This is a genomic window from Flexistipes sp., assembly GCF_036172515.1.
Taxonomy (GTDB): Bacteria; Chrysiogenota; Deferribacteres; order Deferribacterales; family Flexistipitaceae; genus Flexistipes.
Window position 1 is genome coordinate 26,139 of record NZ_JAXKVW010000015.1, and the last position, 23,705, is coordinate 49,843.

Annotated in this window: 21 protein-coding genes; 14 read left to right on the forward strand and 7 right to left on the reverse strand. The window is 38.7% G+C overall.

Going from position 1 to position 23,705, the window contains the following annotated elements; genetic code table 11:
• Positions 1-17 precede the first annotated feature (17 nt).
• From ilvB to UMU13_RS09740, 6 genes are all read left to right on the forward strand, one after another.
• The gene (ilvB, locus tag UMU13_RS09715; protein ID WP_328218733.1) at positions 18-1,718 is read left to right on the forward strand and encodes a biosynthetic-type acetolactate synthase large subunit; all 1,701 of its coding nucleotides are present in this window, start codon (positions 18-20) and stop codon (positions 1,716-1,718) included.
• Between the two features lie 3 nt (positions 1,719-1,721).
• On the forward strand, positions 1,722-2,234 hold the full coding sequence (ilvN, locus tag UMU13_RS09720) for an acetolactate synthase small subunit (RefSeq protein ID WP_013885901.1): 513 nt from the start codon (positions 1,722-1,724) through the stop codon (positions 2,232-2,234).
• A gap of 9 nt (positions 2,235-2,243) precedes the next feature.
• Positions 2,244-3,260: a ketol-acid reductoisomerase gene (ilvC, locus tag UMU13_RS09725; protein ID WP_328218735.1), complete on the forward strand. Its 1,017-nt coding sequence runs from the start codon at positions 2,244-2,246 to the stop codon at positions 3,258-3,260.
• A gap of 312 nt (positions 3,261-3,572) precedes the next feature.
• Positions 3,573-4,190: a phosphatidylserine decarboxylase gene (locus UMU13_RS09730; protein WP_328218736.1), complete on the forward strand. Its 618-nt coding sequence runs from the start codon at positions 3,573-3,575 to the stop codon at positions 4,188-4,190.
• Positions 4,191-4,919: a CDP-diacylglycerol--serine O-phosphatidyltransferase gene (gene pssA, locus UMU13_RS09735; protein ID WP_328218738.1), complete on the forward strand. Its 729-nt coding sequence runs from the start codon at positions 4,191-4,193 to the stop codon at positions 4,917-4,919.
• An 84-nt stretch (positions 4,920-5,003) separates the two neighbouring features.
• The gene (locus UMU13_RS09740; RefSeq protein WP_328218793.1) at positions 5,004-6,563 is read left to right on the forward strand and encodes a 2-isopropylmalate synthase; all 1,560 of its coding nucleotides are present in this window, start codon (positions 5,004-5,006) and stop codon (positions 6,561-6,563) included.
• 35 nt (positions 6,564-6,598) lie between these two features.
• Here the strand turns inward: UMU13_RS09740 and UMU13_RS09745 are convergent, their stop codons facing one another.
• The gene (locus tag UMU13_RS09745; protein ID WP_013885894.1) at positions 6,599-8,236 is read right to left on the reverse strand and encodes a glutamate synthase-related protein; all 1,638 of its coding nucleotides are present in this window, start codon (positions 8,234-8,236) and stop codon (positions 6,599-6,601) included.
• Between the two features lie 407 nt (positions 8,237-8,643).
• Between UMU13_RS09745 and pyrR the strand changes: the two genes are divergently transcribed.
• From pyrR to UMU13_RS09760, 3 genes are read left to right on the forward strand one after another with little or no spacing between them, the layout of a single operon-like run.
• Positions 8,644-9,222: a bifunctional pyr operon transcriptional regulator/uracil phosphoribosyltransferase PyrR gene (gene pyrR, locus UMU13_RS09750; protein ID WP_328218740.1), complete on the forward strand. Its 579-nt coding sequence runs from the start codon at positions 8,644-8,646 to the stop codon at positions 9,220-9,222.
• Between the two features lie 2 nt (positions 9,223-9,224).
• Entirely contained in the window at positions 9,225-10,154 is a 930-nt protein-coding gene (locus tag UMU13_RS09755) for an aspartate carbamoyltransferase catalytic subunit (RefSeq protein ID WP_328218742.1), read from the forward strand.
• Entirely contained in the window at positions 10,154-11,425 is a 1,272-nt protein-coding gene (locus UMU13_RS09760; RefSeq protein ID WP_328218744.1) for a dihydroorotase, read from the forward strand. The genes UMU13_RS09755 and UMU13_RS09760 overlap by 1 nt, the downstream gene beginning before the upstream one ends.
• A gap of 376 nt (positions 11,426-11,801) precedes the next feature.
• Here UMU13_RS09760 and UMU13_RS09765 read toward each other — a convergent pair whose 3' ends face one another.
• The 3 genes from UMU13_RS09765 to UMU13_RS09775 form a co-directional block, all read right to left on the reverse strand.
• Positions 11,802-13,118 carry a glutamine synthetase family protein gene (locus UMU13_RS09765; protein ID WP_328218746.1) on the reverse strand — a complete coding sequence of 439 codons (1,317 nt, stop codon included), beginning with the start codon at positions 13,116-13,118 and terminating at the stop codon, positions 11,802-11,804.
• Positions 13,119-13,298: 180 nt separating this feature from the next.
• A complete protein-coding gene (locus UMU13_RS09770; protein WP_328218748.1) occupies positions 13,299-14,375 on the reverse strand; it encodes a KamA family radical SAM protein in 1,077 nt (358 codons plus the stop codon).
• Between the two features lie 20 nt (positions 14,376-14,395).
• Entirely contained in the window at positions 14,396-15,097 is a 702-nt protein-coding gene (locus tag UMU13_RS09775; RefSeq protein WP_328218750.1) for a GntR family transcriptional regulator, read from the reverse strand.
• A gap of 70 nt (positions 15,098-15,167) precedes the next feature.
• Here UMU13_RS09775 and UMU13_RS09780 point away from each other — a divergent pair, with 70 nt between their 5' ends.
• Genes UMU13_RS09780 through UMU13_RS09800 form a run of 5 tightly spaced genes read left to right on the forward strand, consistent with a single transcriptional unit; the run spans position 15,168 to position 19,282 of the window.
• Positions 15,168-15,539 carry a J-domain-containing protein gene (locus UMU13_RS09780; protein ID WP_328218752.1) on the forward strand — a complete coding sequence of 124 codons (372 nt, stop codon included), beginning with the start codon at positions 15,168-15,170 and terminating at the stop codon, positions 15,537-15,539.
• Between the two features lie 3 nt (positions 15,540-15,542).
• A complete protein-coding gene (locus UMU13_RS09785) occupies positions 15,543-16,358 on the forward strand; it encodes an MBL fold metallo-hydrolase (protein ID WP_328218754.1) in 816 nt (271 codons plus the stop codon).
• A 24-nt stretch (positions 16,359-16,382) separates the two neighbouring features.
• On the forward strand, positions 16,383-16,748 hold the full coding sequence (locus tag UMU13_RS09790; RefSeq protein ID WP_442902148.1) for a phosphomannose isomerase type II C-terminal cupin domain: 366 nt from the start codon (positions 16,383-16,385) through the stop codon (positions 16,746-16,748).
• Positions 16,741-18,012 carry a glycosyltransferase family 4 protein gene (locus tag UMU13_RS09795; RefSeq protein WP_328218756.1) on the forward strand — a complete coding sequence of 424 codons (1,272 nt, stop codon included), beginning with the start codon at positions 16,741-16,743 and terminating at the stop codon, positions 18,010-18,012. Before UMU13_RS09790 ends, UMU13_RS09795 begins: the two co-directional genes overlap by 8 nt.
• Before the next feature lies 1 nt (position 18,013).
• The gene (locus UMU13_RS09800; RefSeq protein ID WP_328218758.1) at positions 18,014-19,282 is read left to right on the forward strand and encodes a glycosyltransferase family 4 protein; all 1,269 of its coding nucleotides are present in this window, start codon (positions 18,014-18,016) and stop codon (positions 19,280-19,282) included.
• 797 nt (positions 19,283-20,079) lie between these two features.
• On the opposite strand, the gene UMU13_RS09805 is transcribed toward UMU13_RS09800, so the two are convergent.
• The 3 genes from UMU13_RS09805 to UMU13_RS09815 are packed head-to-tail and all read right to left on the reverse strand — an operon-like array spanning position 20,080 to position 23,018.
• Positions 20,080-20,802, reverse strand: coding sequence for an acyl-[acyl-carrier-protein] thioesterase (locus UMU13_RS09805; protein WP_013885881.1), 723 nt, complete (start codon positions 20,800-20,802; stop codon positions 20,080-20,082).
• Between the two features lie 2 nt (positions 20,803-20,804).
• Positions 20,805-21,422, reverse strand: a complete 618-nt coding sequence (locus UMU13_RS09810; protein WP_328218761.1) for a carbonic anhydrase — start codon at positions 21,420-21,422, stop codon at positions 20,805-20,807.
• A gap of 12 nt (positions 21,423-21,434) precedes the next feature.
• On the reverse strand, positions 21,435-23,018 hold the full coding sequence (locus tag UMU13_RS09815; protein WP_328218763.1) for a DEAD/DEAH box helicase: 1,584 nt from the start codon (positions 23,016-23,018) through the stop codon (positions 21,435-21,437).
• Between the last annotated feature and the right edge of the window lie 687 nt (positions 23,019-23,705).

Genomic DNA, 23,705 nt, shown 5'->3' on the forward strand with positions numbered 1-23,705 from the left:
ATATAAAGAGGTAAATTATGACAAAAACTGGAGCAGAAATACTCGTTGACTGCCTTAAAGCTGAAAAAGTCGACGTTATTTTCGGTTACCCCGGCGGCGTATTGCTGGGAATATATGATACACTTTTTGACGCAGATCTGCGGCATATTCTTCCGCGTCACGAACAGGGCGGCATTCATGCAGCTGATGCTTATGCAAGAGCAAGCGGCAAAGTCGGAGTCTGTTTTGCAACCAGCGGTCCCGGAGCGACAAACCTTGTAACAGGTATAACCAATGCTCATATGGACTCTGTACCTGTGGTGGCTTTTACAGGTCAGGTCCCCACAGCTCTTATAGGCGGAGATGCTTTTCAGGAAGCTGACATCATAGGAATTACCAGGCCTATAGTTAAACATTCATACCTTGTCCAGGATGTAAATGATTTAGCCAGAACCATAAAGGAAGCCTTTTACATTGCCCGCACCGGCCGGCCGGGTCCTGTTGTGGTGGATTTGCCGAAAGACGTTATGGCGGACAAAACCAAAGCCGAGAAATCTCCAAAAATGGATTTGCCCGGTTATAGTCCGACATATGAAGGTCATCCTTTGCAAATAAAAAAATTACTGAGAATGCTGGAGTCTTCCAAAAGGCCGGTGATTTATGCAGGCGGCGGAGTAATCATCAGTGAAGCTTCCAAAGAATTGAAAGCTTTTTCCGAAAAATTCAACATTCCGGTAATCTCATCTTTTATGGGACTTGGTGCCATGCCAACCGAACACCCTAATTACATAGGCTGGCTGGGGATGCACGGCAATTATGCTTCAAACAAGGCTGTGACAGATTCCGATTATATAATAGCAATCGGGACACGATTTTCTGACAGATCAACAGGAAGAATCAATGGCTTTGCTCCAAAAGCAAAAATCGCGCATATTGACATAGATCCTTCCTCAATTAGTAAGAATGTGAGCATAGACATCCCTATAGTGGGTGATAACAGAACTGTGTTAAAGCAACTCACAAAATACTACGAGAAATACAAATGGGAAAAAAACGAAGCAGCCCGCAATGAATGGATGGAACAGGTACGCAGCTGGAATCGGGAAAAGCCTTTTTCTTATAAACATTCTGATAAAGTCATAAAGCCCCAGTATGTTGTTGAAAAAATAAGTGAACTCACCAAAGGTGAAGCCATAATAACTACCGAAGTAGGACAAAACCAGATGTGGGCAGGACAGTTTTACAATTTTAAATACCCCAGACAGTTTATAACATCAGGAGGTCTCGGAACCATGGGATTCGGTTTTCCGGCCGCCATAGGTGCAAAGATAGCGATGCCGGATAAAGAGGTTTTCGATATTGCCGGCGACGGCAGTTTTCTTATGAATATGCAGGAATTATGCACAGCCATACAGCACCGCCTGAATGTTAAAATAGCAATACTTAACAACAAATTTCTGGGTATGGTAAGACAGTGGCAGCACTTATTCTTCAACAACAGATACTCCTACACATGTCTTGAATGTCAGCCTGATTTTGTAAAACTGGCTGAATCATACGGCTGCGTTGGATTACGGGCTGAAACACCGGCGGATGTTGAAAAAGTTTTGAAGGAATCTTTAAAGGTCAAAGACAAACCTGTTGTAATGGATTTTGTTGTAGACAGAGAAGAAAACGTTTTCCCCATGATCCCGGCAGGTGCTGCTCTGAATGAAATGATTTTCGGTAACGAGAGGTAAATTATGAGACACATTATATCAATCTTAGTTGAAAATAAACCGGGCGCACTCTCCAGAATCGGAGGGCTTTTCAGCGGCCGGGGTTACAATATTGAAAGCCTGTCCGTAGGGGTCACAGGTGATCCAAAAATATCCATCATGACTATTGTCACAAAAGGTGATGACAGGGTTGTTGAGCAGATTATCAAACAATTGAGAAAGCTTATCAACACTATTAAAGTCAGAGACGTAACCCAGGTGGAGCATATAGAAAGGGAAATGATACTGGTCAAGGTTCAGGCTCTGCCGAAGAATCGAACAGATATATTTAGCATTGTAAATACTTTCAGAGCAAAAGTTATAGACTTGACTGGTGATTCTATGGTAATAGAAATCACAGGTACAAAAGACAAAAATAAGGCCTTTCTGCACGTGTTGGAACCTTTCGGGATAATTGAACAGGTCAGGACAGGCAGTGTTGCCATAGGCAGAGGAAACAAAGCAACCACAGAATTTACAAAACAAGATATAAAATAGGAGGATTAAATGAGGGTTTACTACGAAAAGGATGCAAGTATAGAGCTTATCAAGAAGAAAAAAGTGGCCGTTGTCGGATACGGCAGCCAGGGATACGGTCATTCCAATAACCTTAAAGACAGCGGGGCGGATGTCGCTGTAGCTCTCAGAAGCGGAAGCAAATCCTGGAAAAAAGCAGAAGCTGCCGGTTTAAAGGTGATGGAAATATCCGAAGCAGCCAAATGGGCGGACGTTATAATGATGCTTACCCCTGATGAAGACCAGGGGGACATTTACAAACAATACATTGCCGGAAATTTAAAAGACGGAGCGTATCTGGCCTTTGCACACGGATTTAACATTCATTTCAGCCAGATAAAACCGCCTGAAAACGTTAACGTTATTATGATTGCCCCCAAAGGACCGGGGCATCTGGTGAGAGCGGAATATGAAAAAGGGGGCGGAGTACCCTGCCTCATTGCAATTGAGCACGACTACAGCGGTGACTCAAAAGAAATTGCTCTATCATATGCAGCGGCAATCGGCGGAGCCCGTGCCGGGGTTATGGAAACCACTTTCAGGGAAGAAACGGAAACCGACCTTTTTGGGGAACAAAGTGTCCTCTGCGGCGGTATGAGTCAGCTTATCCAATACGGGTTTGAGACACTTGTTGAAGCCGGTTATGCACCTGAAATGGCATATTTTGAGTGTCTGCACGAGGTAAAACTCATAGTTGATCTCTTGTATGAAGGTGGCATTTCCAATATGCGCTATTCCATCAGCAACACAGCTCAGTACGGTGACTTAACCAGGGGTCCGAGGGTTATCTCTCCCGAAGTTAAAGAAAATATGAAAGCGGTTTTGAGTGAAATACAGAGCGGGCAATTTGCCAAAGAGTGGATTCTGGAAAATAAAGCAGGACGGCCCACCTTTGACGCATTGACAAAAAGAGGCAACGAGCACCAGGTTGAAGTGGTGGGTAAAAAGCTGCGCGAAATGATGAGCTGGCTGGGCAAATCAAAGATAGTGGATAAAGAGAAAAATTAATAATTCAAAAAACTGCTGATATAAAGTACAGGCAGACTGCAGGTCTGCCTGTATTACACCAGCAAATTAAAACTTAACAATAAGTTAGCCGTGATGCGGAATGCGTGGTGAGAAGTAAAAAGGTAGTTAATTGTTTTCCCAATAACAAATATACCAAAATGCAAATAACAATTTCTTTATTTCACCATTTTACTTTCATAACGTCCTGCTATTCCCATATCTATAAAAAATTGGGAAGGTGGCAGTAACTTTTCATTGATATTTAGTATAAACAATATATAATTTTGTAATTATATATTTATGAGGTAAAGATTGATAGCAAAAGAAGGATATCCTTTTATATTGTCTGCAGCTGCAGCAGTTTTAATACTGGCAATAATCCCTGAGGGATTTTTAATATTCCTTTTAATAGTTTTACTCGCATTTTTCATAATTTTTTTCAGGGATCCCGAAAGACGAATCCCCCCTTTTGATGACATTGCATTATCAGGAGCTGACGGGAAAATAGTTGACATTACCCGGGAAGAATTTAACGGGGAGGATTTCACCAAAATCAGTGTATTTATGAATATATTTAATGTTCATGTAAACCGTATGCCTTTATCAGGCAAGGTAACAGATATTACACATAAAGCCGGAAAATTTATTCCGGCGGATAAAAAGGAAAGCTCTTTTGAAAACGAGCAGAATATAATTACTGTGGAAACAAAGTACGGAAAAGCTGTCTTTAAGCAGGTGGCAGGTCTTGTTGCAAGACGCACTGTCTGCTATGCTGAAAAAGCAATGGACGTCCCGATGGGGGATAGATTGGGTGTAATCAAGTTCTCATCCCGTTTCGATCACTACCTTCCGACGGGGTTTCATCCGGCCGTTGCAGAAGGTGAAAAGGTTAAAGCCGGGGAGACGATTATCGCGAGGTATAACGGATAAATGAAAAAAGAACATGTAATCCCCAATTTTATTACAATAATGGCTATGTTCAGCGGATTTTATTCCATAATTGCCACCGAAAGGGGCAATTTTGAGTTTGCCGCCTATGCAATACTTGTCGCTTTTCTTTTTGACGGTATCGATGGTAAAATAGCAAGACTTATGAACGCCACAAGTGATTTCGGTATTCAGCTGGATTCATTAAGTGATCTTGTTTCTTTTGGAATAGCCCCCGCCCTTTTACTTTATAAATGGCTTTTAATGCCTTACGGAAGACTGGGATGGATGGCCGCTTTTTTATTCATTGCATGCGGAGCTCTGAGACTTGCACGTTTTAATGTTCAGACAAAGAAAATTTCATCAAAATTTTTTGTGGGACTCCCTATTCCTGCAGCTGCAGGTTTGATAGCTTCAACACTGCTTTTTATAAACCAGTTAATCGGTAATGCGGCAAATTTTTCCATATCCATTGGCTTTGTATTTTTAATATATGTTCTGGCTTTTCTTATGGTTAGTAATTTCCCCTACTTCAGCTTTAAAAAGTTTGACTATCACGGTATCAAAACGTTTAACTTAATGGTGATTTTTGTTCTTGTGATATTTATAATAGGTCTTTATCCCGAAATGTTTCTTTTTCTCTTTTTTATACTTTATGTCCTATCCGGTCTGCTACTATCTCTGCTAAAATTAGGTAAGGTGGGAAAAACCCTGGAGGAAAGGCGCATTTAGCTAAACAAAGTCAGCTAAATATATAAAGCCTCAGCCCTCTTCCGGGGTTGGGGCTTTTTTTATATATGAAAACAAAAAAGGAGGATCAAAATGAGTGAAAAATTGGTGATTTTCGACACAACATTGAGAGACGGTGAACAGGCACCGGGATTCAGCATGAATGTTGATGAAAAGGTGAGATTGGCATTGCAGATGGAAAAACTCGGAGTTGACGTTATTGAGGCTGGATTTCCCATCTCATCTGTGGGTGACTTTGAAGCTGTAAAAAAGGTGGCTGAATCGGTAAAAGAGATTGGAGTTGCCGGACTTTGCAGAGCGAACAAAAAAGACATAGAAGTCGGCTGGGAAGCTTTACAAAGTGCTCCAAAGGCAAGAATTCACACTTTTATAGCAACCTCGGATATCCATATGAAGCATAAGCTCAAGAAAGAAAAAGACGAAGTGCTGACTATCGCTGAAGATTCAGTAAAATTTGCGAGAAATCTGTGTGATGATGTGGAATTCAGCGCAGAAGATGCCACAAGAACAGACCTGGACTTTTTGTGCAGGGTTGTGGAAACCGTTATAAACGCAGGAGCAAAAACCGTAAACATACCGGATACCGTAGGATATACGGTCCCAATCGAATTTGAACAGATAATCAGCACAATTATGAATAAAGTGCCCAATGTAGATAAGGCCAATATCAGTGTTCACTGTCATAATGATCTCGGACTTGCCGTAGCAAACTCACTTGCTGCAATCAAGGCAGGTGCAAGACAAATCGAATGCACCATAAACGGTATCGGAGAACGAGCCGGCAATGCTTCTCTCGAAGAAGTTATAATGTCTCTTTATGTAAGGAAAGACCTCTATGACTATATAAATTGTACTGTTAATACTCCGGAACTTTACAGAGCAAGCAGACTCCTTACCTCCATCACCGGTGTGGAAGTTCAGCCGAATAAAGCAATTGTGGGTAAAAATGCCTTTGCTCATGAAGCAGGAATTCACCAGGACGGAGTAATGAAAGAAAGAACCACATATGAAATCATGACTCCGGAAAGTGTGGGTTTTCCATCAAATAAGCTCGTTCTCGGAAAGCATTCCGGAAGACACGCTTTTGTTCAGAGACTTCAGGATCTTGGGTTTGAACTTCAGTCATATGATCTGGAAAAAGCCTTTGCAAAATTTAAAGAACTGGCCGACAAAAAGAAAGAAGTATACGACGAGGATCTTGAAACAATTATTGAAAACCAGATTTCCGAAGCAAAAGAATTTTACTCCCTGGAATATCTCAATATTGTCAGCGGAAACACATCTATTCCAACTTCTACAGTTCAGATTGTGGACGAAAAAGGAAATATCACCACCGATGCTTCAACTGGTGACGGTCCTGTTGATGCCTCATTTAAGGCAATAGAAAGAATTACAGGTATCCCCGGCAGATTGAAAAAGTACCGTATTAATGCTGTAACAGCAGGTAAAGATGCTCAGGGTGAAGTTGTAGTAAGTGTGGATTTTGAAAAATCCGGAAACGAAATAACCGGAAGAGGATATTCCACAGACGTTGTTGAAGCCAGTGCCAAAGCTTACCTTAATGCTCTCAACCGATATCTTCTCAGAAAAAACAGTAAGATTAAAAAGACTTCCGAAGGCATCTAAATAAATGCCCCGTTTTCGGGGCATTTTTACTTAATTTATTTCTTTAAAATCTCTTTTGCAGCTTCATCATTGATTTCTGTCATAAAAGGGATTTTCGTTACTTCGGCAGTTTCCGTGTTTCCGGACATAATATCATCCCTGGAAATCTCGGAAAGAGCAAACTTTCGGGCTCCTGACATAAACTGCTGTATGCCTCCCTTCAACTTATCACACAATGTCCACACTCCTATCGCTCCGAAAGGAATATTACGCATCTCATCTTTACCAACTTTTTCCTCGACTTCATAGTAATTTGCAAATATTTCTTCAGGATATGCGCCGAATTGGGTTATTGAAGAGGGAAGTTTGTCCCAATGACCAAAGACCCTGTTTTTTCTTGTTTTATGAATAGCCCCTTCAATATTTGATCCCAAAAAAGCTGGAATCATCATGGAGCGCCCCATGCATGCAAGTTTTGCAAAAGGAGCTCCAAGAGCCAGAGATTTAAAAATCTGATCTTCGTTTGCAAAACCACCGCCGAAAGACAAATCCACAACCCTGCCTGTTTTCTCCTTCACAATTTTTGCATACTCATAAGCCTTTGAGTGTAGATGTATGGAAGGAACACCCCAGCTTTCCATCATATTCCAAGGGCTCATACCTGTCCCACCGCCGGAACCGTCAATTGTAAGCAAATCCAAACCTGCTTCAGAAGCAAGTTTAACAGCCATCGCCAACTCTCTCATCCCGTATGCACCCGTCTTCAGTGTTATACGTTCAAAACCCAGTTTTCTCAACCTGGCTACTTCCTCCACAAAAAAATCATGAACAGCATCAGGCGAATCCAGGTCAGTAAAACCGAGTCTGCTGTGCCTTGCAAAGCTGGTGATAGCATGCTTATAAAAGGCTTCCTGGTTTTCTTTCTTAGTTGGATCAGGATCAACTATATAACCCCTGTTTTTAAGAAAAATGGCATAATCCAGATCATTCACCTGGATTTCGCCCCCTATGCATTTGGCTCCCTGTCCCCATTTTAATTCAAGTATTACTTTGTCTCCGAATTTTTCTATCAGATATTCGGCAACGCCGTTACGGGTATCTTCTACATTCATCTGAACAATTACGGCTCCATAACCGTCATAATATCTGAGAAAAGAGTTTATCCTTCTATCTAATTCCGGTGCTTTTACAATTTTGCCGTTTTTAATCTCTGATTCCTGATCAACACCAACGACATTTTCACCTATAACTATCGGAAACCCAACCAAAGCAGCTCCTATAGCCATTGAATCCCAGTATTTTTCTGCAATAAATGTGGACCCCAGAGCCCCGGTAATAAAAGGAACTTTTACTTTTGTCTTAACCTCTGCTCCAAATTCCGTTTCAGTGGAAGCGTTAGGAAATATGCAGTCATCAGGATCGTTCGTAAGTCCTGCAGGTATCCCCTCTGATCCGTAAAGGTATCCCTGTATTCTGAGATTTGAATATGAAACACCCACATGATTGGTATTTAAACTTCCGGAGGTACTTTCTCCAAAATCTCTGGGGTAAAGCATTTTACGTCCGCGTATACTGGACAGCCATGTTTCACATTTACCTTTGCAGTCCGCAAGACATAAAGTACAAAGTCCTGACTCCGCAGGATTGCCTCTGTTCACAGTTCCCAAGGCATCGTTTGATTTAAGATAATTCATTATTTCCTCCTCTGATTTTTTCCAGAAAAATCATTACATTATAATATGATTTATATTATTTTCAATACAAAATAAGGCAATTGGTCTAAAAAGCCTTTTTTAATTATAGGCAAACTTGTTAAAATATAATTCATTATCCATCTGGAGGCTTTTGAGAAACTCTGTTTGGTCATGCTATAACATCTGCCAAGTGGCGGATAAATTTGCTCAGATGCTACAGTGTGACGATATCTCAAAGTCTCATCTCTAAAATATTATTGACATATCCATTTTATAAAGATATTCTTGAAAAGTGAGGTTAAAAATGATTATCCGCATAAAAATTATGAATATAAAATCTAAAGAGCTTTTCAGCAGTTAGCTGGGAAGCTCTTTTTTTTATATATGAGTATCTATCAGGAGGTATCATGAATAACAACAATGAAAAGTCAGAAACCGGGAAGATAGAAAAGGAAATTTTGAATAAACATGAATTGGACAGCATTATCACTCGGATTACTTTTCAGATTCTTGAAAAATGCAGCAATTTTGAGAATATTGCTCTGATCGGGATAAAAAGAAGAGGGGCTATTCTTGCAGATAGAATTAATGACAAAATAAAGGATCACAGCGGCAAAAAAGTGCCCGTGGGATATCTGGATATCACTCTTTACAGAGACGACTTAACAGAGATAGCGGATTATCCTTTGTTATCAGGTACTGAAATTGATTTCAGGGTAAAGGGGAAAAACATTATTCTTATTGACGATGTAATCTTCACCGGAAGAACAGTCAGATCAGCTCTGGATGCAATTATCGACTTTGGCAGGCCGGAGAAAATTATACTCACCTGTCTCATAGACAGAGGGCACAGAGAGCTGCCCATTCAAGCCGACTTTACAGGCAAATATGTTCCCACAAGCCTTGATGAAAAGATCAATGTGAAACTCAGAGAACTGGACGAAGTGGATTCTGTCAGTATTGAAAAAAATGAAGACGGAGTGTAAGTATGAGTTTTAAGAGGAAAGATCTGGTTGGATTAAAAGATTTAAGCGCTGAAGAAATCTTATTTATTCTTGGGACTGCAGAAAAGTTTAAAGAGATAGGCAAGCGTGATGTCAAAAAAGTTCCCACTTTGAAAGGCAGAACAGTAGTGAATCTTTTTTTTGAGCCGTCAACGAGGACCCGCACATCTTTCGAAATAGCCGGTAAAAGGCTTTCTGCTGACACAATTAATTTTTCCTCTTCCTCCAGCAGCACTTCCAAAGGAGAAACGCTGATTGACACAGTAAAAAATATTGAATCAATGAACACAGATGTTTTTGTTGTACGACATGCTTTTTCAGGCTCAGTCAAATTCATTGCGGAAAACACGTGTGCCAGAGTGGTTAACGCAGGTGATGGAACAAACGAACACCCCACCCAGGCTCTCCTTGATTTATTAACAATAAAAGAGCATAAAAAAGATTTTGCAAATCTTAATGTTGCAATAATCGGAGATATAACGCACAGCAGAGTGGCCAGATCAAACATTTGGGCAATGCAAAAACTTGGTATGAATATAAAACTTTTCGGCCCTAAAACGATGATGCCCGCACATCCGGAACCCTTTGGATGCAAAATATGCAGCAGCATTGAAGAAGCTCTTGAAAACACTGATGTGGTAATGATGCTGAGAATACAGATGGAACGGCAGTCAAAAACACTCCTTCCTTCTGTAAAGGAATATTCAAGGCTATACGGCCTTAACGCTGAAAAAATGAAACTTGCTAAAAAAGATGCACTGATAATGCACCCAGGTCCTATAAACAGAGGTGTGGAGCTTGCCAGCAATGCTGCGGATTCTGCGCAGTCGGTAATACTTGAACAGGTTGAAAACGGTGTTGCAGTGAGAATGGCTGTTTTATATCTTCTTGGAATCAAAACGGAGGTTAAATAATGGATTTATTATTAAAAAACGGAAAAGTGATAAATCACGATAGTGAAAAAGATACCGATATCTTAATTAAAAATGGTAAGATTTCCGGTGTTTCTTCCAATATAAAAGCCGATAATGATATAGAAGTAATTGACTGCAAAGGTAATTATATTCTCCCCGGCCTTATCGACATGCACGTACATTTCAGGGATCCGGGACTTGAATATAAAGAAGACATCATATCAGGAAGTGATGCAGCTGCAGCAGGGGGAATTACCACCTGTTTTCCCATGGCAAATACAAAACCTGTAAACGACAACGATTCCGTCACATCTTACATGGTTGAAAAAGCCCGGGAATACGGCAAAATAGACCTTTTCCCTGTCGGTTCAATAACAAAGAAAATGAAGGGTGAAGAGCTGGCTGAAATGGGAGAAATGAAAAAAGCCGGAGCCCTGGCCTTTTCAGATGACGGATTGCCCGTTCTTTCAAGCGAAATTATGCGGAGAGCTTTAGAATATGCTTCGGGCATAGGAGCTTTCATCATAAGTCATTCTGAAGATATATCACTGGCTGGAAGCGGCGTAATAAATGAAGGGAAAGTTTCAACAATAACCGGCTTAAAAGGGATACCTGCAGAAGCAGAAGAAATAATGATATCCAGAGATATTCTCCTTTCAAAACTTACCGGCGCTCATATTCATATTGCCCATGTCAGCACAAAAGGCTCAGTGGATTTAATACGCAGAGCAAAAGACCAGGGATTAAATGTAACATGTGAAGCCGCCCCCCATCATTTTACTTTTACCGAAGAGGAGCTGCTCAATTATGATACAAATTACAAAATGAACCCGCCCTTAAGGACAAAAGAGGATGTAATATGCATAAAAGAAGCGTTGAAAGACGGGACAATTGATATCATTGCGACAGATCACGCCCCTCATCATCCGGATGAAAAATTTGTGGAATTCGACAATGCTCCGAACGGTGTTATCGGCCTCCAAACATTAATACCACTCACACTTAAACTGGTCAACGAGGGCATAATAGATATAAAACAGTTTGTAAAACTTACATCCTATATGCCATCGGTTATTTCTGGTTTAGATGACAGAGGGGAGATAAAGGAGGGAAAGATCGCTGATATTACGGTAATCGATCCTGAGAAAACTTATTTATACGATAAAAATATAAACAAATCCAAAGCCGAAAACTCACCTCTTTTGGGCTCCGGGTTGCAGGGGATGGCCTTGTACACTATTAAAAACGGCAGAATTGTATATGAAAGTTAGTTTTAAGTGCTAAGGATTATGTTTTAAGACTTTTGAATTACATAAGTACGTCATGTTATAACATATGTCAAAAGCCAGATTGACTTGCCTTTGATCCTTTCCTTAGTACTTAGTAAGTAGATACGCAGATACTATTAGTACATAGATAGAGATCCCTCGGCTTCGCTCGGGATGACATAAATTGTTGTCTAACAGCGATAGCTAAATAGAATGTAAACATATTTACCAGTCTAAAAGACTGGTGCTAGCAGCAGGCATTCTTCCGAGTAAAACGAAGTGAAACCGAGGAATCTCTATCTTTATATAACACATATATCTGGGTAACTGCTTAATACTCAGCCCTTAGCCCTTAACACTTAGCACTTAATGCTTAACACTAAATAGATAAATATTTTTTATGCTCAATATTGGTAATTGTTGTTCTGTGGTCTTCCCAGTCAGCCAGCTTAAGTATTATATAGTTATTAAAAAGATCTTCACCGAGTACTTCCTTTAAAAACTTGCTCTTTTCCGATTCCATCAACGCTTCATAAAAGTCTCTCGGCAAAAAACGCCTGTCAAGAACTTTAGGTGTGTAGTTTTTTTTGTATGTGTTGCCCATATCCGGCTTGCCGGGATCGAGTCTTTCATCGATACCACGTAATCCCATAGCAATCAGCGTTGCAAATTTCAGATAAACGTTACCTGTGGCATCGGCACATCTAAGCTCAAACCTGGTAGCCTCAGGTTCTGCGGTATAAGGAATTCTCACCATGGAACTTCTGTTGCGCAGCCCCCAGCCTCTTACTATAGGAGCTTCACGGTTCATTACATAAGCTTTGTAAGAATTCAGAGTTGATGCAAATATTATAGAAGATTCCCTGGCATATTTGATAATTCCGCCTATAAAGTTTTTCATTTTATCACTTAAACCGTATTCATCAGCAGCATCATAGCATAGATTATTATTTTCCGTATCCGAAAAGGATGCATGTATATGAAAAGCATTTCTGTTAAATCCTGTAAAAGGTTTGGACATAAATGTTGCGTACATACCGCACTCAGCAGCAATTTCCTTGGTAACATATTCAAACAGGACAGTTCTGTCGGCAATACTCAAAGGTTCTCCGGGCTCAAGATTGATTTCGTGCTGAGAGGATGTAACTTCATGATGGGTTTTTTCAAACTTGATTCCGCATTTCTCAAGAACATTGACAATTTCATGCCTGACAATTTCACCCGAATCACTGGGCCCTGAACCAAAATAATCAAGTTTATCCGTGTGTATGTCATTGCTGAACTCATCTCTTTTTAGAAGAAAAAACTCATGCTCTGGCCCGAAAGTAAACTTCATTCCGTAATTTTTAGCGGCTGTTTCAATCATTTTTTCCAGAACAGCCCTGGGATCAACACTGGAGCGAGAACCGTCCTGATCAAAAAGTTTACCGGTGAAAAAAGCCACCTTTTTATCTGTAAACGGCACTATTTTAAAGCTTTCAGCAACAGGCTTAAGTATTCTGTCACTGTTGTCCACTGTAGCAATACCGGCAATTGAACTGCCGTCAATCCCCACCCCGTTTTCAAGAATTTTATCCATGTCGGAAGGATTTACGGAAAGGCTTTTTGTCCTACCATTTAAATCCTTGAAAAAAATCTTTGTTATATCAGCTTTTTTGAGATATCTGTCTATATCCGATTTGCTCGAAGATAGCATCCTTTCCCCCTTTTTTTGTTCAACGTTCAATGTTCAATGTTCAAGACGTAAAACGTGAGACGTAAGACGCACTATCACCCATCAACCACATCAACTTCCTCAACCATTTCAACATCAACCTTTACCTCTCCCTCACTCACTTACTTACTTAGCACTTAACGCTTATCACTTAACACTAAATTATTCCGGCATATTGGGTATCTTAGTTTCCTCCCCTTTATAGTTCCTGAGATAAAAATACTCTTCATCACTGCCTTGAATATAATAATCAGGCATCAGCGGAATCTTGCCGATATTGGTTGCAATCACATACATAGGCTGTGCAAGACCTGTGGTATGGCCTCTTATGGCATCCCTGATCAACTCAGCACCTTTGAGAACCGGGGTTCTGAAATGATCGATACCAGGAGCCGGTTCGCAGTAAAAAACATAATAGGGGCGAATTCTCCATCTGAGCAGTTTCTGATGAAGCTCTCTGAATGTCTCCACATCATCATTGATTCCTTTTAGGAGCACTGCCTGATTTCCAACATTCACGCCGCATTTCAGCAGTTCAAATACAGCTTTTCTCACTTCCTCTGTAAGCTCCTTAGGATGATTAACCTGGGTATTTATCCATATCGGGACTCTGTGATAACCGCTTAAAACCTTTTTCAGACCTTCTGTAATTCTGTGAGGAAGTACAACGGGGAGCCTTGTACCGAATCTTATCATTTCCACATGCTCAATATCCTGAAGACTTTTAATAATATAGTCCAATTTTTCATCACTAAGTAAGAAAGGATCGCCACCAGTAATAAGAATATCCCTTACTTCTTCATGCTGCCTTATCCATTCAATCCCCTCATCCACATCAAATCTCAGCTTCAGATTCTGGCTGACAACCACTTCTTTACGAAAGCAATGCCTGCAATAAATCCCGCAGACTTCAATTACAGTAAAAGCCACTCTGTCTTTATATTGTCTGGCTATACTGTCCGGCCTTTTCTCACCGACTGCTCTGTTTTCTTTCCACACAAGATATTCATCCATTCCGTAAACATTCTTTGTTTCTTCCATAGAGGGAATAATCTGCCTTCTGACAGGACAGTTAGGATCATCTTTGTCCATTAAGGAAGCATAATAAGGTGTTGCGCCCCATCTCGTTTTAAGAGAGGTTAAAGCCTTCCTCTCATCATCCGTTAAATTGACAATTTTCTCCAAATCTTCCACAGTGTTCACACTGTTTTTAAGCTGCTCTTTCCATTCTTCGGCCACTGAGTCCTCCTGTTTATTTTTTATATCAATTCAGATATTTTTGCTGCAGTTGACATATAATGGTCCCTAATCACAGATTCCAGCATTCCGCCGTCTTTTTTGCTTATGGTATCAATAATACACTCATGGCGTTTTCTAATATTTTCAGGACTGTAAATCTTCATCCAGTATTTATTAAAAAATATATGAGATTTATGTGATAATTTCTTGGTAAATTCAACCAGCTCAAAATTCGGTGATTTACAGAACATATATTCATGAAATTTACCACCCGCTTCTATAAATTTTAAATGCTCCCCTTCAAAAGCAAAAAATTCCATATCATCTATATACATTTTCAAATTGTCAATATCATCCCTGCTGAATAAATCAAGAGCCGTTCTTATCGCATATCCTTCCAGGAGACCTCTTGTTTCATAGGTATCCAGGATCTGTTCTTTTGTAATTTCCGTGACATAATAGCCAACCTGTGGTTTATACTTGAGTATACCTTCAGTAATCAGCTCTCTGAGAGCCTCTCTGACCGGTGCCCTGCTTATGCCGAAATTTTTAGACAAACTGCTTTCAATTACCCGGTCTCCGCTGTTCATTTCGCCGTTGAGTATCATATGATAAATCTGTTTTACCACAAGATCCTTATACGTATTTTTTTCAAGAACTTCCACTGTTTCACCCCGTTGTCGACAATCGACGATATAAAAATCATTTCCGTTTGTCAACATTTTTTAATAGTTTTTTCTTGAATATTACCTGCCGATTTTTATAATATTTAAAAAGTCGCAGGATAAAGCTATGGATGCAGTTACAGCAATGGCCGAGAATAAAATAAAAGAAGCAGTTGAAAATGGTGAGCTGGATGATATCAAAGGTAAAGGCAAGCCTTTACACCTGGAGGATCTGAGCAGAATTCCCGAAGAACTGCGTGCAGGATATATATTATTAAAAAATTCAGGGATTTTACCGGAAGAGATAAACCTGAAAAATGAAATAAAGAAGCTGGAAGATCTGCTGGATTATTGTTATGATGATAAGGAATACAGAAAGATAAAATTTAAACTCAATGAAAAAATACTTCATTACAATATTTTAATGGATAAGAAGGGAAAAACAGCTGCCCACCTGGAGTATGAAAGCAAGATCCTGGGCAGGCTGCAAAAAGGTTAAATCATGAAAGTGACTTTCCTGACAGATAACTATACTGATTCGCGAAATCTGCTTGCCGAACACGGCTTTTCATGTCTGATAAATTTTGAAAAATATAATTTTCTCTTCGATACAGGGCAGACAATTTCAATGGCACATAATGCCGATATTCTCGGAAAATCTTTGGATACACTGGATGCTGTATTCCTAAGCCACGGTCATTATGACCATACAGGCGGACTTGGATATATCAGTAACAAAAAAAATAAAACGGTAGTGTACTGCAGCAGTAAAATAGCTGATAATCACAGAAAGAAAAATGCTGAAGACGAGTATAAATACATAGGTATAGAAAACCAAATACTTAAAGAGCAAAACCTATACTTTTCCTATATAGATGATTCAATAAATTTGAAACCGGAAATCATTTTTACCCATATAAAACGCTACGATGACTTTGATTCGGATAAAAATTTATATATCAAAGAGGGTGAAAAATATTTAAAAGATCCTTTCAGAGATGAAATGTTTTTGATTTTACTGGAATCCGACGGATTAACAATAATTACAGGCTGCTCCCACAGGGGAATATTAAATATTGTAAGAACAGCCATTAATATAACAGGAGCAAATACAATAAAAAATCTCATAGGGGGATTTCATCTTTTCAGAAGCAGCGATAATGAAATAATTGAAATTGCTGAAAAGTTAAACGGATACAACATAGGACATATTATAACCGGTCACTGTACCGGCTTAAACGGATTGTTTGTTTTAAAAAATATCTGCAGAAATAAAATCACTCCCATAAAGTCCGGATTGACATTAACTTTAAACTAACCAAAACTAAATAGTGGAGGAAAAATGAATCAGAAAGTATTTTATACGGAAAACAGACCGTGGGGCAGTTTCACGGTAATCGACAGCGGAGAAAAATATAAATTAAAACGTATAGAAGTCTTGCCTCACAAACGTCTGAGCCTGCAAAAGCATATGTTTAGGGATGAATACTGGACAATAATCCAGGGAAAGGGTGAGGTGCAGATTGAAGATGCTTTCATAGAGACGGGTCCGGGTGAAATGTATCATATTCCCAGAGAATCAAGACACAGAATCAGCAACAAGTCAAATATAAAACTTATTTTTTTCGAGGTGCAGATGGGTGATAAATTAGAGGAGAATGATATAATAAGATATGAAGATGATTACGGAAGAATAAAAAATGGATAATATAAAAAACATAGGTTTTATTTCCACCAGAATTGAAGGAACCGACGGCGTGTCCCTGGAAATAGAAAAGTGGGCACAGGTATTGGGAAAAAATAACTTCAACTGCTTTTATTTTGCAGGCAAATGTGACAGAGAACCTGATAAATCAATGATTGTGCCGGAAGCCTTTTTCGATCAGCCGGAAATTAAAGAAATTCAGAATAAATGTATAGGCTCAACTCACAGAAGTACTGAAACATCAGATAAAATCCACAAAATAAGTGATTTCCTAAAATCAAATATTTATAAATTTATAAAAAAATTTGATATCCATTTACTTATTGTGGAAAATGCCCTGGCCATTCCGATGAATATTCCTCTGGGGCTGGCTATAACCGAATTCACTGTTGAAACATGTTTTCCGGTAATAGCTCACCACCACGATTTCTACTGGGAAAGGGACAGATTTATAATAAACGCAGCCAAAGACTATCTGGACAGAGCGTTCCCTCCAAAACTCCCTTCTATAAAGCATGTGACTATAAACTCACTGGCAAGTGAGCAGCTCAGCCTGAGAAAAGGGATTTCAAACATTGTAATCCCAAACGTATACGACTTTTCAAAAGAACCTGATAAAACATCCTCTAAAACTTGCAGTGAAATCAGAAAAGTTGCCGGACTTGAAAAGGATGATATTATGGTTTTACAGCCAACACGCGTTGTACCAAGAAAATGGATTGAGCGGGCCGTTGAAACAGTATATCTTATGAATCTGAAAGAACCGAAGCTCTTCATTTCACACGCCGCATCAGATGAAGGGGAAAATTACTTCAAACGAATAAAAAATTATTCCGATATACTCGGAGTGGAAATTGTCACCCTTGATAAATACGTCGGTTCAGAAAGAAATGTAAAAAAGAATAACAATAAAAAATATACAATAGGTAATATGTACGATTGTGCAGATATAATAACTTATCCTTCAGGATATGAAGGGTTTGGTAATGCATTTCTTGAAACGATTTATCATAAAAAACCGATAATTGTTAACCGATATTCGATATTTATAGCTGACATTGAGCCTAAAGGCTTTGACGTAATAACGTTTGACGGTTTTATTACTGAAGAAACCGTCCAAAATGCTCTGGATTTATTGAAAGATAAAGAAAAACTTAAACATATGGTTGAAAAAAACTACAAACTTGGAATGCGTTTTTTCTCATACGAGGTTCTGGAATTTCATCTGCTTGGCCTCATAAAATCTCTATCATTGAGGGGATGTTAGAATGCACAGAATGAACATTGCTCTTCTGCACTATTCATGCCCTCCTGTTGTTGGGGGTGTAGAGGAAATACTAAGACAGCAGGCTCTGCTTTTCAGCCGTAATTTTAATAACGTAAAGATATTTGCAGGAACCGGAAGCCAGTTTGCCAAAAATATTCCTGTGGAAATTAATCCACTTTTGGGTTCACAGGAAAAAACAGTTGAAATGTCGGTAAGAATGTATCTACAGGGGCAAAAAGAGTTATTTTACAATCTGAAGGAAAAAATTAAGAATTATTTACTAAAGAGTCTGGAGCCCTTTGATATCTTAATAGCTCACAACGTTCTTACAATGCGCTACAACCTGCCTTTGACATACGCAATACACGAAATTGCCGAAAAGAATGACACAGAAGTTGTAAGCTGGAATCACGACTGTTTGTTCTTTTATAAAGATTCGGATAGAAAGTTCAGCCATGAGATATACAAGATACTCCGGCAGTTTAACAAAAAACTTACATATGTTGCAGTTTCAGAAAGCAGAAAAGAGGATTTTGAAAAGCTTTACGGCAAAGAGGATTGTGTAACAACAATACCCAACGGGATTGATCCAAAAAGCTTTTACGCGCTTGATGATTCTTCTGTTAAGATTATTGATGAGCGAAACCTGCTGAAGGCGGACTTCATTATGGTGCAACCATCAAGGCTTCATCCGAGAAAAAACATCGAGCTTTCTATAAAAGTCACATCAGAGTTAACAAAAAAAGGGCTTGATGCAATTTTAATTGTTACAGGAGCTTTTGATCCGCACGAAGAAGGGACAAGAAGATATTATAACAATTTAAAGCAGATGATAAATGATTATAACATTGAAAATAATGTAATAATTCTTGCCGAATACCGGCTTAAGTCCGGAGAAGTTATAAATTCAAACAGACTCAATATAAGGGACCTCTATTTGATTTCAGATATACTTTTTCTACCCAGTTTCCACGAAGGTTTTGGTATTCCACTGCTTGAAGCGGGCATGATAAAACTGCCGGTAGTTTGCTCAGATATACCCCCTTTCAGGACAATAGGCGAAGACAGTGTTACCTATTTTAAACTGGATGAAACGCCGGGAAATATTGCTGATAGAATTATTGAATTTTTAAAAACTTCTTCCACCGGGAACTTTTTTCGAAAAGTTATAAAAAAATACAGCTGGGATAATATTTATGAGAAAAACCTGCAGCCTTTTCTTTCTCATCTTTATAATAAAAGAAACAAAAAAACTCTTGATAATTATTAACGATTTATTATATTAATTTTTGTAAAGAAAATAATAAGTTGCCCGGCTATTCAAACGCTTCTTCCCTCCTCCCCTCTTGAAGCAATTAGCCGGGATTTTTTTATGTCCCGATTAAACCGGCTTCAAATTCAGTCCAAATCAAGCTAATACAAAATATCCGCAAAAACTGAGGAAATTTTTACAAAACAATGTTATTTTTCACAATAATTTAAGAAAATTTTATTTTTATTTGTTTTGTCAGCTAATAATAAACACTATAAAGCCGTACATTTTAATGAAAAGTCAAATTTTAACGGCAATATATTAATTTACAGTTAAAGATTTCCTATTGATTTGCTATGTTTTTTATACATAATTAACAATGTATCTGAATAACTGGTATCTCAAAATAGGAAGAGATACTTCTTTAACGCTTTAACATCGGGGATAATAAAAAGGGAGGTTAAAGCAAAATTTAAACTCAGTTATTCAGGTATAATTCAAGTTTCGCATTTACACTGTTTTCACGTCTTTGCGAGGAGTGAAAACGACGAAGCAATCTCTCTGTTTTTCTTGTTTTGAGATTGCCACAACCCTGTTTTCACAGGGTTTCGCAATAACAAAACGAAGTGCGAAACTTGATGTATAAATTTAAATTTTATTCACGGAGGTTTTAGAAAATGGAAAAAAGATTCAGAGATGGTCTGGAAACAGTCAGCTATTTTTCCCTGTTAGCGCTCCTCTGCGGAGTTGTTGCAGTAGGCGCTGTACTTATTCTGTAAAATTGAAAAAAGGGGGGCTCAACCCCCCCCTTTTTTTCATACCCTAACAAACCCTTTTGAACAAATGTTTTTGGCATCATTTATAGAATAAAGGACATTGGTGTCTTGCCTTGAAAATTTAACGGTGAGTTTTTCCACATCAAAACCCACTTCTTTCTGAAAATTTATAAAAAACTCATTAACCTCAACATTTTTCCCGATATATCTTTTCAATGCAGTGTCAAGAATATTTACATATGCCGTATTATTCATATGCATATTCGTATCAAAATCTGAAAAACGGACAGTTTGCAGCAAACCTTCCTCATCGCCGGGATTTTTGTCAACCTTGTATGAGGCAATCGGAAATGATGTGGCCTGAGAGCTTTCAGTCTCATAAGCTTCACTCAGATAAGAAGGAATACGTTTTATACGTTTGGTGGTTATATCCAAAAGTGTCCACATCGAAACAGCTCTCACAGCCTCAGTGCCGCCGCTGCGAATAATAAACTCCCTGAAAGCCTTTACACCGGATATCCCTGATGACCAGGTTATCACAGTGATACTATCTCCTAATACAGGATATTCTGAAATATCTACGTACAGCTTATTTAATACCCAGGCCACACCCATATCTTTAAGTGTTTCGGCATCATAGCCAACCATATCAGAATGATGTATTGCAATTTCCTGAAAAAAAGAGACAAGACTGTCCGGTCTCAGCTTGAAGTCAAACCCTATATCTTTATAATTTACAACCTTTTCCAGCTTTACAATCATATTCAGATTACCGGTTCAAAATATTTTACGGCAGGATTGTAGTCAAAAATTTCACCCTTATCGATCAAATAGTACCATCCGTAGATATTAAGGGACTTTTGCTTTATCCGTTCCTCAATAAACGGATATGTCATAAGATTTTCTAACTGCATAACGACATTAATCATTTCAATATGATAAGGCATTCTTATATCTTCATCCAGATTTTGGTAATATTTTACCCTGGTGTTTTCCGATAAAGATAGCCATCTTTTTACATTAGGCAGCAAACTTAACTCGTCATCATTTTTTAAAAGCGATGAGCACCCGCCGCAATTGGAATGTCCGCAAACCACTATATTTTGTACTTTCAAAACGAGCACGGCATATTCGATGGCTGCAATTGTAGATGAATATTCCCCTTTTGTGGAGTATGGGGGGACAATATTGGCTATATTTCTGACTATAAATAATTCTCCGGGCAGTGAGTTTGTAATAAATGATGGGAGAACCCTTGAATCACAACAACTTATAAACAAAGTGTGCGGAGCCTGTCCTGAGGCAAGCTCCGAAAACAAATTCTTATGTCTCTCATACGAGTACTGCTTAAAATCTTTTATCTTCTTATGCAATAAACTCATATGTAATCTTTATCACCTTTTCTTTTCTTTTGCAATCTCCACGATAGGTCTCCGGCCGCGTTTTTCCCGCTTAAAAATTTCCAGAATAATCTCGGATTCCTCAAAAGGTACAGTGATAAAGGAAAATTTTTCAAAAACTTTTACATCTTTAATCTTTTTATTTTCCACACCGGCCTTATCTATTATAAAGTCAACCAGTGATTTAGGACTCATGCCGTCCATCTTGCCAAGCGCGACAAATAATCGTGTCCTTCCCTTTTTATTAACGTAAACATCACTTATTTCACGATAACTATCCTCACTCAAATCATCTTCGTAGGCTATATTTAACAGTGCAGAAACCAGTTTGGCAGGTTCGGCTTTTTCAAGCAGGTCTTCCGCGATATCTTTATAGTTTTCCGATTCATCCGAACTGAGAGCTTCTAAAATTTCTTCTTTTATGTTTTCCTTTTTAGCCTCGATAATTTCTCCAACACCAGGAAGGCTTTCTTTTCTTATGTCTGTCTTGGCTTTTCTCATGATAAAAAGTAATTTTCTGTACTCTTCTGGTGTGACAAAGGTAATAGCGGTGCCTTCTTTTCCGGCTCTACCCGTCCTTCCGATTCGATGTATATAAGCTTCGGGATCCTGAGGAAGTGCATAATTTATTACATGAGTCAAGTCCTGAATATCGATACCTCTTGCTGCCACATCCGTTGCAACAAGCATATTGACCTGTTTGTTCCTGAATTTTTTCAGAATTCTTTCCCGCTGGTGCTGAGATATGTCCCCATGCAGGGCTTCAGCATTATATCCTCTGTCAATCAGCTTATTTGCAAGTCTATCTACATCAACTTTCGTACGACAGAAAATAATACCGTAAAATTCCTTTTCCATATCTCTGATTCTGCACAATGCTTCAAATTTATCCGGTTCCCTCACCTCAAAATATATCTGCTCCGTCAGTCCGGCGGCGAGCTCTTCGCTTTTTGTCCTGAAAATTTCAAACTCACCCATGAATCTTTTGGCAATATTTAAAATTTCTCTCGGCATAGTGGCTGAAAAAAGAAGCATCCGCTTATCAGGATTAGCTCTTTTTAAAATAGACTCAATATCTTCGATAAACCCCATATTGAGCATTTCATCCGCCTCATCCAGAACCAGATAATCCAATTTTGAAATATCCAGAGTTCTTCTGTTAAGGTGATCAATGACCCTTCCCGGCGTTCCAACTACAATATCTGCTCCGCTGCTCAACCGCTTGAGCTGAAGTTCAATTGACTGTCCTCCGTATATAGGAACAATTTTCAGTTTCTTTTTACCTTTCAGGGAATTTAATTCTTCAGAGACCTGGATGGCCAATTCCCTGGTAGGTGCCAATATCAATGTTTTAACCCTTTTCTCATCGGATACAATCCTGTCCATGATTGGCAAACCGAAAGCGGCGGTTTTTCCTGTCCCGGTCTGTGCTTGACCGACAACATCTTTCTCACTTTTCATTAACGTTGGAATAACCTGTGCCTGTATAGGTGTCGGCTCTTCAAAGCCCTTCTTTTTTACAGATTTTAACAAATTTTCCGATAGTCCTAACTCATCAAACGAATGATTTTGCTGCATACTTTTCTACCTCTACTTTATTTAATATTAATAAGAAATTGAACATTTTTTAAATGTGCAATCTTACCTACCGTTTAATAGTCACAAATATATTTGCAACTCAAGAAATCAACCTCAACTGGTGATTCCGGCAATCGGCATGGAATTTTTGATTAATTTTGTTTGAAAAACTGAACAATGATAACCCCGAATTCCTTACGCGAAGTAACAACAAAGAAAATATATCAAAGCTGAGATTAATTGCAATGCTTTTATTAAGTGAGTAATAATTTTTTATTATAAACATTTATTGAGAAATTTTCGTAACAAAAGTTTTGAATAAGTACCCTATCCTATCTGAGCACCGAGCACATAAATTCTTATGTGCTCGGTGCTCAGGACTTTCTTCTCCCGCCGGATTAGGAGAAGATGCAGTGGGGATACATTTTGTTTCAAACAAAGTCACCTACATCTACAGGGCTGAAGTCCTGCTTTCAGATTTATTCAAAATATGCAAAATATAACTTAAATCTCATTTACCTGCTAAATAAAACAGCGTTTACCTGAACGAGAATGTTTGTACATCCAATGACCATTATAGATTAAAGCAATAAATTGCACCGGACTCCGCTTAAGTTTGTATATTGTATACAACAACATTGACACACTTTATAATTTGTGTTAAAAAGCATATTGATAAATTAACGT

Bases quoted from the DNA above. Each gene is read 5' to 3' on its own strand.
- UMU13_RS09795 (WP_328218756.1), top strand. From the start codon at position 16,741: ATGGATAATATAAAAAACATAGGTTTTATTTCCACCAGAATTGAAGGA.
- UMU13_RS09800 (WP_328218758.1), top strand. From the start codon at position 18,014: ATGCACAGAATGAACATTGCTCTTCTGCACTATTCATGCCCTCCTGTT.
- pyrR (WP_328218740.1), top strand. From the start codon at position 8,644: ATGAATAACAACAATGAAAAGTCAGAAACCGGGAAGATAGAAAAGGAA.
- pssA (WP_328218738.1), top strand. From the start codon at position 4,191: ATGAAAAAAGAACATGTAATCCCCAATTTTATTACAATAATGGCTATG.
- UMU13_RS09745 (WP_013885894.1), bottom strand. From the start codon at position 8,236: ATGAATTATCTTAAATCAAACGATGCCTTGGGAACTGTGAACAGAGGC.
- UMU13_RS09755 (WP_328218742.1), top strand. From the start codon at position 9,225: ATGAGTTTTAAGAGGAAAGATCTGGTTGGATTAAAAGATTTAAGCGCT.
- ilvN (WP_013885901.1), top strand. From the start codon at position 1,722: ATGAGACACATTATATCAATCTTAGTTGAAAATAAACCGGGCGCACTC.
- UMU13_RS09760 (WP_328218744.1), top strand. From the start codon at position 10,154: ATGGATTTATTATTAAAAAACGGAAAAGTGATAAATCACGATAGTGAA.
- UMU13_RS09805 (WP_013885881.1), bottom strand. From the start codon at position 20,802: ATGATTGTAAAGCTGGAAAAGGTTGTAAATTATAAAGATATAGGGTTT.
- UMU13_RS09810 (WP_328218761.1), bottom strand. From the start codon at position 21,422: ATGAGTTTATTGCATAAGAAGATAAAAGATTTTAAGCAGTACTCGTAT.
- ilvB (WP_328218733.1), top strand. From the start codon at position 18: ATGACAAAAACTGGAGCAGAAATACTCGTTGACTGCCTTAAAGCTGAA.
- UMU13_RS09790 (WP_442902148.1), top strand. From the start codon at position 16,383: ATGAATCAGAAAGTATTTTATACGGAAAACAGACCGTGGGGCAGTTTC.
- UMU13_RS09775 (WP_328218750.1), bottom strand. From the start codon at position 15,097: ATGTTGACAAACGGAAATGATTTTTATATCGTCGATTGTCGACAACGG.
- ilvC (WP_328218735.1), top strand. From the start codon at position 2,244: ATGAGGGTTTACTACGAAAAGGATGCAAGTATAGAGCTTATCAAGAAG.
- UMU13_RS09815 (WP_328218763.1), bottom strand. From the start codon at position 23,018: ATGCAGCAAAATCATTCGTTTGATGAGTTAGGACTATCGGAAAATTTG.
- UMU13_RS09785 (WP_328218754.1), top strand. From the start codon at position 15,543: ATGAAAGTGACTTTCCTGACAGATAACTATACTGATTCGCGAAATCTG.
- UMU13_RS09780 (WP_328218752.1), top strand. From the start codon at position 15,168: ATGGATGCAGTTACAGCAATGGCCGAGAATAAAATAAAAGAAGCAGTT.
- UMU13_RS09765 (WP_328218746.1), bottom strand. From the start codon at position 13,118: ATGCTATCTTCGAGCAAATCGGATATAGACAGATATCTCAAAAAAGCT.